The following is a 12,475-nucleotide window of genomic DNA, read 5'->3' as shown; positions in this document are numbered from 1 at the left end:
TGACTGTATCAGGGCAGATATCTGTTTTAGTATATCAGAGTATTGAAAGACTAACTTCCGAATAACATAAAAAAACGGAACTTACTTTTTCAATTAACTATTATATTGAAAAAGTCCAAATTTTGATTGATAAAGTAAATAAATCAACTAAAATGTAAGAATCTTGTAAGACGCAATTGATAAAATTAATATTAACTTTACAGAAGATACATTATAGATGTTCTGAAGGGATGAGAGTAAAAAAATAAAGAAGGTTTTTAATGTATAAAGCGGTACTGATAGATGATGATAAAGAAAATATTAAAATAATTGAAAGCGCATTAACTAAATATGGATTTTTTAAGGATATAGCCATATTTACTAATCCTTTAACTGCGATTGATGAAATTAAAGTAATTAACCCTGATGTGGTTTTTACAGATGTTGAAATGCCTGAAATGAGTGGATTGGAATTGGCGCAATATGTTATTGATTATAATCCGACCATTAAGATAGTTTTTATTACAGCATATGATTATTATGCCATTGAAGCGTTTGAATTATATGCAGTGGACTATTTATTAAAACCAATCCGGATGGAAAGATTAGATCAGACTATAGAGCGGCTTATGAAGGTTCGTAATTCAAAATGTCAGGCAGATAATACAGAAAAACTGGAAATATCAGTATTTGGAAAAATGGATGTCTTCAAAAGAAAGAAGCATGTTCGATGGAATGGAGCCAAGACAGAGGAATTATTTGCATACTTGCTTCATAATACAGGTGAAAAAGTAATGAAAGATACACTAGTAGATATAATGTGGTCCGGGTATGGGTATAAACAAGCTCTGCGGAATATGCAGACAGCTATTTGCAGAGTCAGACAATCGCTGAATGAACTTGGAGATCATATTAATATAGAATACTCTTGTAATTGCTATTCTCTGAAAATGAAAAATGTTTATTTTGACTATTTTGAGTTTAAAAATTTAATAAAGGATATAGATGAAATTAATGATGAAAATATCTATGATGCTATCAAAGCTTTAGAAATGTATCGCGGAGATTATATGGAGACCAATGGATATATATGGTCTTTAGGAAAACAGGCTGCCATTAAAAATCGTTTTTATGAGCTCTATATAAAATTGTTGGAATATTGTGACGTAAATGAAAATACGCAAAATGTAATGAGTCTGCTTAAGAGTTCCTTGGAAAAAGATTTGGAAAACAGAGCAGTAAAATCTCTTCTGAAAAAATGTCAAATAAAGCTTAAAGATAGAATTTCAATAGAAAAAATGAAGTATTCTTCAGAATATGATTTGATGACAGATGTCTTAAACAGAAGAGCAGGTTTAGCATTACTGGAGCAAAGCTTTTTCAGAACACTAAAAGCAAATAATAATATGATTATATGCTTTATAGATATAAATTGTGTGAAGGAAGTAAATGATGTATTAGGGCACAAAGCAGGTGATGAACTCATAATTACAACTGTAAACTGTATAAAAAAATGCATTCGGCGATCAGATTTCATCATCAGAATGGGAGGTGATGAGTTTTTAATAGCCTTTCTGGATGCTGATATAGAAGAGATAAAAAAGGTCTGGGAAAGAATAGAAAACGAATATAATAATATCAATTTAAATATGGAAAGAAAATATTTAGTAAGTGTCAGCTATGGGCTGGTAGAATGCAACTCTGCAGAAGTCGATCTGTGTAATAAGGAATCTCTAGATAACTTAATTGAATTGGCTGATAAAAGAATGTATGACAAAAAAAAGCAATTAAAAAAAGATTTGAAAATTATAAAATGAATTAAATTACGCTAAGAATTAAAAAAGGATACAAATAGGAGGATTTATATAAAAAAGCTCGGATACTTGACAGATGATAAGGAGTTTGTAAATGAAATAAAAACGGCATGTGCAATCACAGAAGTTGTGTGTACTAGAGACCGTGTATGCCGATATGCGACGAGGAATTCTTAGTCATCATACCAGATACTACCCTGAAATCGGCGTTTTATTGTGAACAGAGAATAAGCAATTCTCTCAGTAAGGCAACATATTGAATTTGCGTTCATCCAACCATCAGCATCGGCATAAGTCAGTATGAAGGCGTAACGATCGACGAGCTCATAATGGAGACAGACAATAAGCTTTTTAAAGCAAAACACTTGGAAAAACAGACTTGAGTTAGAATGTTCGTATATATATTAATACTTTGCGAGGGTTTGGGCTATGTTCAAAATTATTATTATTGAAGATTCCAGTTTTATGAGAGCAAGGTTAACTAATCTACTACAAGACAATGGTTATAATCAAATTGATAATTTTGTTTCTGCTGACGACATTGGTAGAAAACCGCATTTATATTTAAATGGAGTGGATTTAGTATTAGCTGATATACAACTTCCAGGAATAAGCGGTATCGATTTATTGAATATCTTAAATAAAGATCCTAGATATTCTAAAATTCCCTTCATATTTATAAGTGGATATGGTGATATTACTACGATCAATAAGGCTGTTATGGCCGGTGCTGTTGATTACATAGTTAAACCTTTTGAAAATACTACTCTATTAGAGAAAGTGAAAAGAATTCTTGGTCAACCATACCAAATTTCTAAGGATTATGATTATAATGATGATAAATTTACAAAAATCATACTAATGGAATATCAGAGAGCAACACGCGGAAATCAACCATTAAGCTTTCTAAAACTTAAAGTCGATAATACTAATATTAGTTTCTGCATCTCGATAATAATAAAACAGATAAGAGTAATAGACACAATCTGCGTTTTCAAGAATAATATCATAGTAATTTTACCACTTACTAATGATTCTGGTCTAGTAGTTGTTGAAAACAAACTTAAAGCTCAAATATTAGAGAATAATATGGACATTTTGGGAATAAATTCGTTTACATATTTTAATGAGAATGAACTGAATAATGGTGACTTTATCAATATTATACTTGAGTTTTCGAAATAGGCTATCGATCAAACTGAGTTCGTCAATTAAGAAGTTTAGCGTTTGGTACCCATGAAATTTAGCACCTGTCAGCAAGAAATAATGAGCCATTCATTTCTATGTCATGGTTTTCATCTGGGAGCAAAAAAATAGCCGTCAAGATCGGGTTACCCAGTCTTGGCGGCACAACATATTATGAATCAACCAGGACTTCCGATGAAACCGAACTTGAAGATACAGTGGAAGCCGTTTTCAACCAAAATCGCAAAGTCTACGGAAGCCGAAAGATCAAAGTCACACTAGAGCGCCAGGGCATAATCCTCTCCCGTCGGAAGATCAGCAGAATTATGAAAAAGAGAAATCTCTTTTCAGCATACAGTATCTGTAAATTCAAGGTTCATAAGGGATCTGTCAACGAGGCTGAGATACCGAACTTACTGAATCGCTAGTTCAATGAACATCCTGAATACGCAGCCGTTGTAAGCGATTTGACCTATGTAAGGGTTAATTACAAGTGGAACTATATATGCCTGCTTGTTGACCTTTTCAACAGGGAAATCATAGGCTACAGTGCCGGAGTACATAAAAATGCGGAGCTTGTATTTGATGCCTTTGCGACAGTTCATACCGACTTGAATCGCATCCAGATGTTTCACCCAGATCGAGGCAGTGAATTCAATAATCAGGTCATTGATGAAGTTCTGGACGTCTTTCATATCAGCCGATCTCTAAGTTTAAAGGGCTGCTCCTATGGTAATGCCGTTGCCGAATCCACATTCAAGATCTTCAAATCAGAATTTGTTTTAGGCAGAAATTTCGAGAGCCTGGCCAAGCTGAAACTGGAGCTGGCCGACTACATAAATTGGTTCAATAATTTTCGTATCCATAGTTCCTTCGGCTACCTTAGCCCTAAGGAATTTAAAGCATCGAAACTATAATTTTTGTACGAAAAAGTGTTGCCATACCAATTTTCGTAATTACTTTAATGATGTTAAGAGTAGAAGAATATAACTTTAGATCTAATTTTGAGAAAAAAGACGTTACATCTTTATCAATTTCTTGATCTGTGCTAGTAACTCGATAAGTTTAGATTTAGACTTGTTGATACTCAAAATATAATATATCAGTATTGAGAAAAACAATATGATAGAGTTGATTCAAGAAAAAAACCCCTCTGCCAAGGACCCACTAGGTCCTCACGACATCATTTTTGTCTACTCAAGGCATTGTGAGGTCATCGTGAAGTTGAAGGGGCTAAAAGGCTTATAAATTAAGAGCTTTGGACATTTAATTGAACCAACTTATGATGTTTAAATAACCCTTGTGAGTATAAAAAAGATGAACTTTGAAGCAGTGATAATAAGATTTGCATCTGGGGTTTACATCTTGAAATTTGAATGCGAACACTTGTTCTAAAGATGCATATCGGATATAATATATTTAGTTAAAGAGTTGAAGAAAAATAGAAGGATACTTGGATCATGAAGCTGTACTTCTTTATGTGATGTGGGGGTGATGAAGGTTGTCAAAGAAACCTATTAAAGAAAAAATTCATGCAAAAGGTGTGGACATTACAATTTATACAGAAGATTTTCGAAATGAGTTCATATCGCTTACGGATATTGCAAGATATAAAAGTGATGAGCCATTTATTGTTATCAACAACTGGATGCGAGGAAAAGATACTATCGAATTTTTGGGACTATGGGAACAATTACACAACCTTGATTTTAAACCTATCGAATTCGATAGGTTTAGAAAAGAAGCTGGATATAATGCTTTTACATTGTCTCCTCAGAAGTGGATAGAAAATACAAATGCCATTGGTATCGTTTCTAAATCAGGTCGCTATGGTGGAACCTTTGCCCACTCCGATATTGCTTTTGAATTCGCATCATGGATATCAGCAGAGTTTAAGCTCTACATTATAAAAGACTATAAAAGACTGAAAAATGATGAAAGCAGCAGGCTTTCTTTAGGGTGGAATCTGAATCGAGAGATTTCAAAGCTTAACTATAGAATCCATACTGATGCTATCAAGGGAAACTTACTCCCTCCAGAATTGACACCATTTCAAATTTCCATGACTTATGCCAGCGAAGCAGATGTGCTGAATGTTGCACTATTTGGAATTACAGCTAAACAGTGGCGGGAAGAACACCCTGATAAGAGCGGAAATATTAGAGACTATGCAACATTAAACCAGTTGTTGGTTTTGGCTAATATGGAAAGCTATAACGCAATTCTGATTGAACAAGGTAAACCTCAATCAGAAAGACTTCAACTTTTGAACCAATTAGCTATTCGTCAGTTAGCGGCAATTCAGGAAATTGGCACTGAAACAATCAAAAAATTAGAAGGTAGGTAATAGCACTTGCATTTTAAATACATCTGTATAACATATACAACGCATGTGGAGTGCGTTTGCCTGCTACATCGAGAATCTAAATAATAGTTCCTTGAAGGAAGGTGAATGCATTGTCACTTCTAAAATTTATACCAATTGCAATTACGATACCTTCTATTGCAATAGGAGCGCTTGCGATGTACCGAAATCATGTTTCTATTGCAATTTGGAGTCAAAATATAGCTTGCCTTGTATTAATGAGTTTTGTTTCCTTGATTATGGCTAATCACAAATTTAATGTAAATAAAAGTAAATATAAAAAATTTGTATTACCCGCTGCACTTGGTCTTCTAATCTTGACTTTTGCAAGCCAAGGTATAGCAGGTGTACATCGATGGATATCTATTGGAGCAGTAAAACTTAACATCGCAATGATTATATTGCCCATAATTCTTATTGAGTTATGGAATGTATTGAAGACCAAAGGGCTTAATCTTGGATTTGCTATAGCTTTCGTAATATTATTGGTGTTGTTTTTTCAACCCGATGCTTCCCAATTAACTGGATTTGCGGTTCCAATGATGATTATGCTAAGCCGAAATACGAATAGTAAAGTAATAAGTTTTTTAATAATAAGCGCCTTTTCACTATTTGTTGTTTTCTCCTGGATATATTTGGACAATCTTCCTCCGGTTAACTATGTAGAGAGAATATTAAACATGGTGGCGAATATGGGATTTGCTTGGTTAATTTTAGGCGTTATTTCTTTGGTAATATTGCCAATACCATTCCTCTTGTTTCCTCCTAAAAATACAGAGTCCATTTCAAAATACATTGGTTGTTACTATATTATCATTATATTATCGACGTTATTTGGAAACTTTCCTGTTCCTTTAATGGGTTATGGAATATCACCTATAATTGGCTTTTATATATCATTAATGTGGTATCTTCATTCTAAGTATGTTAAAAATGAAGTATAATTATCTCCCTGCTAAGGGGATACCAGGCAGATGCGACATCTTTTTTACGCACCCAAGGCATACGGAATGCTGCTGCCTGCTTGAACGTGCGTGAAGCGTTGAAAATAAAGGGTTTAGGTACATTTTGCAGTAGCCATAAATTGTGAGACCCTTGAGGAGATAAAATAGATGATACAATCTACAAATGCAGCAAAGATAAGCCTGGAGGTATGATACAGAGCCGAGCTTTATCTGAACTAAATGATAGATTAGGCAGGATTAATCAAAACCAATACCAGAATTAATGAAATTGCTGTCCTATCGGAAGTGGAGAAAAAATGAACCTTTTGATTCTGAATGGGAAATGCATCAGCCACAACTATTAAACATCTATTAATTTATTGATAAAGCATGGTGTCCTTTCTGCAAGTCAAATACTGAATGAATTGGCATGTGAAGGGTTACCAATGTATGCGGAAGATTTGGAAGTATTATTAAATCTTCAAAAAGGAACGTTTAATGATTCTGTTGACAAGAGTAATGGAATTGTTATTGAGCTTAAGAGATAGGAAGGCAATAGCGTTGTGGATATATAAGCGTTTAATAAACCAGCGTTTATTTATATTATCAAGCCTTGTAGATAAAACAACAAACGCCTATAGATTGAAGAAGAATCTAGCTGGGGAAAGGGAAGAAGTGTGCTTAAATGACGGCTGATGAATATGTAAATTACAATAATCAAAGGCCGGCTTATGCACTTAAATATCAAAGCCCCGTTCAGTATCAAACTAAGCGAGGCTTTGGGTAATTTTTTTCTGTCTGTGGATCAGTTTTCATTGCTAGATGGCAAAGTTTGCATGAGGGCAAAGAAATGTTTAGGCTCACCGGTACTAAAATATTCATACCAAGATTCCAGTGTGTTTGATTGAAAAACACCTAAATGCTCAATAATTTGTTTCGCCCACAACAAAGCTCCGGTGGAACTTGCAGTAATAAGGTTGTTATCCGCTACAGATGGCTTGTCTATATAAAAACTTTGCCCTTTATAACCAGGAGAAACCATTTCAAGAAATCCCGGTCCATTACTGGTATGCGGACGCTTATCCAATAGCCCAAAGTTGGCAAGTGCAGCGGTAGCCCCACAGATTGCACACACCGTAGCGCCTAAAGAGAGAAATTCGCTTGCTTTTTCGATGATAGCGACATGCTTTGGGTCGTTCCATGTATCTGCGCCCGGTAATAGCAACATGCTTGTTTCACTCACAACAATATCATCAATTAAACAATTGGGCACTATTGTCATCCCGCCCATTGTATTGATTGGCTCTTTAGAATAACTAACCGTTTTGAGCGATACACGTTGCTCGCCCTTTTTGAAAAATCGACCAGAATTCAGCTCCGAAATAACATATCCCAGTTCCCAGTCGGCTAAAGTATCAAGAACGTAAACATAGATTGTAAACATAAATTTCCTCCATTTTCATTGTGTTCTAAAATATCATACTTGAAGCAGACAACAAACTGCATATCGCCGCCATAGTCCTAGTCGGCCTTCTTCATTGACTGAGCTCAATAATGTTTTCGTGCTTCAAAGATGTGATTAGGTAACAAGTCATTTAAACTAATGATTTTACTGCCTTTACTTTCATAATAGCGCAGCATTTCGTCAATTTTCCTTTTATCATAACTGGTAATGCAATCTGATAGGACATTAACGCCAAAATTTGCTTTGCGTAAGTTGTAACAGGTTGATTTAACACAAGCAACAGCATCTGCTCCTGTTATGTAGAAATCGCATATTTCATTTTTACTAATAAAGTCTGTAAATTTTACACTACTCAATGCATTGCCTTTGTATTTTGTAAAAATATTTTTTGATACTATTTTCAAGTCTGAAGCTAATTCAGACCCATATATATCGGGTTTAAGAGTCCTCGTGCCGGCTGATAAATTTTCATGCCTTATATAAATAACATGAATATTTGTTTGCTTTTTTATTGTACCATGTAATTGTTGACAACATTATGGCCACAATCTATAATGATAAAAAGAAATTTTGAAAAATTGAAAGGCGGCTGTCAGATGAAAATTGACAGGCTTGTTAGTATTATTATGATACTCCTTGAAAAAGAGCGGATAGGCGCACAGGAGCTGGCAGATATGTTTGAAGTTTCACCCCGCACAATCTACCGTGACATAGACACTATAAACATGGCGGGTATTCCTGTTTGTTCTGCACCGGGAGTTGGCGGTGGCTTTGAAATCATGCAGAAATACAAGATTGATAAAAAAGTTTTTTCGACTGCAGACCTTTCCGCTATACTGATGGGGCTTTCCAATCTTTCTACTATGATACGAGGGGATGAACTGGTAAACGCCCTTGCAAAAGTTAAGAGCTTTATCCCCGCCGACAGAGCAAAAGACATTGAATTAAAAGCAAATCAGATTTGCATAGATTTAAGTCCGTGGATGGGAAACAGGAACATACAACCATATTTAGAAATTATCAAAACAGCTTTACAGGAAAGCAAGCTACTTTCGTTTGAATATGCAGACCGCTACGGAAATAAAACTGCACGAACAGCCGAGCCGTATCAGCTTGTATTGAAAAGTAGTCATTGGTATTGGCAAGGGTATTGCCATAAAAGAAATGATTTTCGCTTATTCAAACTATCCCGCACATCAAACCTACAAATACAAGAGGAATTTTTTACGCCACGAGGTTATCAAAAACCGCAGTTAGATTTTACTGATATTTTGGCAACTATGCAAACAAAAATCAAAATTCGTATTCATAAATCTGTCATGGACAGGGTACTTGATTATTGCACATATGAACACTTTTCGCCAGACGGTGATGAGTATTACATTGTTAGTTTTCCTTTCATAGAGAACGAATACTACTACAATATTCTTTTCAGTTTCGGGGATAAATGCGAGTGTTTAGAGCCGTTACATATCCGTACAGAAATGAAGCGTAGAATACATGATATCGCTACCTTATACGAAAACTAGAACAAGGAGACCATATAATTTCTTATAGTTGAGGGTTTTAGGGTCATATATAGATGAAAAAATTTAGAATCATGATTATACATATGTTTCACTTGAATGGGTCAAATCTAGTTAAAAAATAAAGAATCTTACCTTACCGCCAAGACCCCACCAGCTTTAGGCGGCATCTTTTTTACCGCTTCAAGGCACGTAGAGACGGTTGTGAAGTTGGAAAGACGATAAAACCTTGTTTAATCAAAGGCTTAAGCCATTGGGTGTATAGATGATATTCAGTGGCTTCTTTAATATCAAATTGTCAAGTTAATACCACTTTGATATAATTATGTGCGAAGGTGGTGTCATATGGCTGATATTCAGAATCTGATAAAAACAATAAATAATAAGTTTACAAATAATGATTATACTGTGTCGAAAATATATAAGGATGAGCCTATCCTTAAAACAGCAGCACAAATGGCTAATTTTACGCCGCCAAAGTATCGTGAAATGAGGAAATTAGTAAAATCAAGCCCTGGTTTTTATGCATCAGATACAGCACAAATCTTTTATGAACAAGGAAAATTCATGGAAGACTATACCGATGACTACCAGTATAACGGTGAATTTCGAAGCTATTATCCAACTTATCAGTCTATGACTGACCAACAATTGCGTGGATATTTTTCATGGAGAACCAGAGTTCGTGACGGTATCATAGATAAAACGTCACTTTCTTTTGTTTTTGTTTATATTTATGAACTCTTAATGCAAATCGGTGTCAGTTCTGCTGAGGAAGGTTTTTATAAAATTAAAAACTTCTGGCAGATATATAAGGATATTGATCCTAAGATTAACCATTATATTAAGCTCTGGCTAAAAGACTATGTAATATATAATGGTCTGGAAAAACACCTGCTTGATGACTTTTCAGACATGAATCTTGATCATACAATTTTAACCCTGATAAATTGTTATTCTCATAGTGCCGATGAAATTTTTTCTGCACTGAATTCTTTATCATCCTATAATCTTGAGAATTCGAGATTTTACAAATTATATTCAGATGATGTGAAACATGTAGTTTACAATGTTTTTGCTGAACTTACAGAGTATTATAATAAAAAACGTAAAAACAGCATATGCGAAAAGTTCTTCGGAAAAATAATGACCAATCAGTATGTGATGTTCAACTCGGCCGTATTTTATAACCATGAGATACATAAAGACTGCGTTTATGAGATAAATGACGTTTGCAAATATATCTGTAAAAATGGAAAATGGACATATGAAAGATTTTTCTTCTTCAAAGATAAAAACAAACATATCGGTGAACTCTTGAAAACGATAGATTTCATAATGAGGCAGGAATATGATTTTAAATCTACCTTGAAAGTCGACATGGTTAAAAAGGTTTATCAGGATATCATCCAGAAAGTAATAGGGGAGTTATTAGAAGAAAAGAAGAAAAAGTCTGTACCCAAAATAGAAATTGACATTTCAAAGCTTCAAAATATCAGAAAAACTGCCCTTGAAACTCAAAATAAGCTGATTGTTGAAGATTCTGAGGAAATAACAATTTCTGATGTACCGGAGGCAGCAGCTCAGGTAGCTGCTGCAGTTCAGGAAGACGCTGCAAACTTAAGTAATATAGAGTATGAGTTTATGAAATGTCTGTTATATGGAAAAGATTATAGTGATTTGGTAAAATCAAACGGGCTTATGCTTTCAGTACTCATTGATTCCATAAACGAAAAGCTTTTTGATCTATTCTGCGATACTGTTCTCATTTTTGATGGTGATGAACCGGAATTGATTGAAGATTATGAGGATGAATTGAAAGCTATTATTTTGTAACAGAGAGGATCGCGTAATGGTAAAAATTCCGAAAAGAATATCAACTGTAATTATAAACTCATTGAAGGGCGGAGTTGTGCCAAGAGTCGGCCTTCCCTATATCACAGTAGGCAGAGAAACCGAAATTAATGCTCTTTTACGAGATGTTAATATTATTGCAGACGGTGGAGCATCTTTTCGCTTTGTTGTGGGTAAATACGGCAGCGGCAAAAGCTTTCTCCTGCAAACAATTAGAAATTATGTTATGGATAAAAACTTTGTTGTTGTAGATGCTGACCTCTCACCTGAAAGACGATTGCAGGGAACAAAAGGACAGGGACTGGCTACATATAAGGAACTAATCCAGAATATGTCTACCAAAACCAGACCCGAAGGCGGGGCTCTAACACTTATACTTGACAGGTGGATAAGCAATATCCAAAGTGAAGTAGCCGCTGAAAGTGATCTGTCCTTTCATGACAGCGAATTCAGCAAGCTGGTTGAAAAGAAAATATACGAAGTGATAAGCTCGCTTAACGAAATGGTGCATGGCTTTGACTTTGCGAAGCTTTTAGTTATATATTACAAATCCTTTCTTAACGGAGACGATGAAAGCAAAGCAAAGGTAGTAAAATGGTTTCGCGGTGAATATGCAAATAAGACGGAAGCCAGATCGGAGCTTGGTGTTAATATTATCATTACAGATGACGACTGGTACGAGTATATTAAGATCTTTGCAATGTTTCTTAAGAAAGCAGGATATAATGGGCTTCTTATACTGATCGACGAGCTTGTAAATATTTATAAGGTTCCAAACAGCATTACACGGCAGTATAACTATGAAAAAATCCTTACGATGTACAATGACACACTTCAGGGAAAGGCCCGGTATCTAGGCATCATAATGGGTGGTACACCTCAGTGCATCGAGGACACAAGACGTGGTGTTTTTAGCTATGAGGCTTTAAAATCCCGACTTGAAGAGGGGCGCTTCGGACGCGATAATATAAAGGATGTGCTTGCGCCGGTAATCAAGCTCACCCCTCTTACTTATGAGGAAATGCTGGTTCTGATTGAAAAGCTTGCCGATATTCATGCAGGTCTCTTTGATTATGAGCAAGCCTTAAGTCAGGATGATATGATCAATTTTATTAAAATTGAATTCAGCAGAATCGGTGCGGAGACAAATATAACACCTCGGGAGGTGATCCGTGATTTTATAGAGCTGCTGAATATCGTCTGCCAAAACCCGAATATAAATGTTTCTGAGCTTTTGGGCTCTGAAAAATTCGAATTTGCCAAGTCAGAGATAAATGACGAAGTGCTGGAAAAAGAGTTTGAGGAATTTGAGATTTAAGGAAGCATGGAATGAATCAGCACTT

12 protein-coding genes are annotated in these 12,475 nt (G+C 35.2%); 10 read left to right on the top strand and 2 right to left on the bottom strand.

Annotated elements, in window-relative coordinates; translation table 11 throughout:
- Positions 1-260 precede the first annotated feature (260 nt).
- The 7 genes from KCX82_RS20990 to KCX82_RS23305 all read left to right on the top strand — a co-directional run bounded on the left by KCX82_RS20990 (position 261) and on the right by KCX82_RS23305 (position 7,074).
- Positions 261-1,796, top strand: coding sequence for a diguanylate cyclase domain-containing protein (locus KCX82_RS20990; RefSeq protein ID WP_227020423.1), 1,536 nt, complete (start codon positions 261-263; stop codon positions 1,794-1,796).
- Between the two features lie 426 nt (positions 1,797-2,222).
- Positions 2,223-2,978, top strand: a complete 756-nt coding sequence (locus KCX82_RS20985; RefSeq protein ID WP_227020422.1) for a response regulator — start codon at positions 2,223-2,225, stop codon at positions 2,976-2,978.
- Positions 2,979-3,076: 98 nt separating this feature from the next.
- Positions 3,077-3,406 (top strand): IS3 family transposase, encoded by a 330-nt coding sequence (locus KCX82_RS20980; protein WP_227020421.1) that lies wholly within the window; start codon positions 3,077-3,079, stop codon positions 3,404-3,406.
- A gap of 39 nt (positions 3,407-3,445) precedes the next feature.
- Entirely contained in the window at positions 3,446-3,895 is a 450-nt protein-coding gene (locus KCX82_RS20975) for an IS3 family transposase (RefSeq protein ID WP_227020420.1), read from the top strand.
- A 584-nt stretch (positions 3,896-4,479) separates the two neighbouring features.
- Entirely contained in the window at positions 4,480-5,325 is an 846-nt protein-coding gene (locus KCX82_RS20970; protein ID WP_227020419.1) for a KilA-N domain-containing protein, read from the top strand.
- A 110-nt stretch (positions 5,326-5,435) separates the two neighbouring features.
- Entirely contained in the window at positions 5,436-6,287 is an 852-nt protein-coding gene (locus KCX82_RS20965; protein ID WP_264373350.1) for a hypothetical protein, read from the top strand.
- Between the two features lie 685 nt (positions 6,288-6,972).
- Positions 6,973-7,074, top strand: coding sequence for an IS3 family transposase (locus KCX82_RS23305; RefSeq protein WP_227020417.1), 102 nt, complete (start codon positions 6,973-6,975; stop codon positions 7,072-7,074).
- A gap of 18 nt (positions 7,075-7,092) precedes the next feature.
- On the opposite strand, the gene KCX82_RS20955 is transcribed toward KCX82_RS23305, so the two are convergent.
- Positions 7,093-7,731, bottom strand: a complete 639-nt coding sequence (locus tag KCX82_RS20955) for a type 1 glutamine amidotransferase family protein (RefSeq protein ID WP_227020416.1) — start codon at positions 7,729-7,731, stop codon at positions 7,093-7,095.
- Between the two features lie 104 nt (positions 7,732-7,835).
- A complete protein-coding gene (locus tag KCX82_RS20950; protein WP_405127717.1) occupies positions 7,836-8,246 on the bottom strand; it encodes an isochorismatase family protein in 411 nt (136 codons plus the stop codon).
- A gap of 60 nt (positions 8,247-8,306) precedes the next feature.
- On the opposite strand from KCX82_RS20950, the gene KCX82_RS20945 reads away from it, so the two are divergent.
- The 3 genes from KCX82_RS20945 (at position 8,307) to KCX82_RS20935 (ending at position 12,450) form a co-directional block, all read left to right on the top strand.
- Entirely contained in the window at positions 8,307-9,281 is a 975-nt protein-coding gene (locus tag KCX82_RS20945) for a helix-turn-helix transcriptional regulator (RefSeq protein WP_465250694.1), read from the top strand.
- Positions 9,282-9,623: 342 nt separating this feature from the next.
- Positions 9,624-11,114, top strand: a complete 1,491-nt coding sequence (locus KCX82_RS20940) for a TerB N-terminal domain-containing protein (protein ID WP_227020415.1) — start codon at positions 9,624-9,626, stop codon at positions 11,112-11,114.
- Positions 11,115-11,130: 16 nt separating this feature from the next.
- Positions 11,131-12,450, top strand: coding sequence for an ATP-binding protein (locus tag KCX82_RS20935; RefSeq protein ID WP_227020414.1), 1,320 nt, complete (start codon positions 11,131-11,133; stop codon positions 12,448-12,450).
- The last annotated feature ends 25 nt before the right edge of the window (positions 12,451-12,475 follow it).

Source organism: Sinanaerobacter chloroacetimidivorans, assembly GCF_018128545.1.
In the GTDB taxonomy this organism is placed as follows: Bacteria; Bacillota; Clostridia; order Peptostreptococcales; family Anaerovoracaceae; genus Sinanaerobacter; species Sinanaerobacter chloroacetimidivorans.
Note: the sequence above shows the minus strand (reverse complement) of the source record. Positions and strands in the feature narration are given on the sequence as shown.

What these genes read in the sequence shown, in the direction of transcription:
- KCX82_RS20945 (WP_465250694.1), top strand. Translation starts at nt 8,307, where the DNA reads ATGATAAAAAGAAATTTTGAAAAATTGAAAGGCGGCTGTCAGATGAAA.
- KCX82_RS20955 (WP_227020416.1), bottom strand. Translation starts at nt 7,731, where the DNA reads ATGTTTACAATCTATGTTTACGTTCTTGATACTTTAGCCGACTGGGAA.
- KCX82_RS20935 (WP_227020414.1), top strand. Translation starts at nt 11,131, where the DNA reads ATGGTAAAAATTCCGAAAAGAATATCAACTGTAATTATAAACTCATTG.
- KCX82_RS20985 (WP_227020422.1), top strand. Translation starts at nt 2,223, where the DNA reads ATGTTCAAAATTATTATTATTGAAGATTCCAGTTTTATGAGAGCAAGG.
- KCX82_RS20940 (WP_227020415.1), top strand. Translation starts at nt 9,624, where the DNA reads ATGGCTGATATTCAGAATCTGATAAAAACAATAAATAATAAGTTTACA.
- KCX82_RS20990 (WP_227020423.1), top strand. Translation starts at nt 261, where the DNA reads ATGTATAAAGCGGTACTGATAGATGATGATAAAGAAAATATTAAAATA.
- KCX82_RS23305 (WP_227020417.1), top strand. Translation starts at nt 6,973, where the DNA reads ATGACGGCTGATGAATATGTAAATTACAATAATCAAAGGCCGGCTTAT.
- KCX82_RS20980 (WP_227020421.1), top strand. Translation starts at nt 3,077, where the DNA reads ATGTCATGGTTTTCATCTGGGAGCAAAAAAATAGCCGTCAAGATCGGG.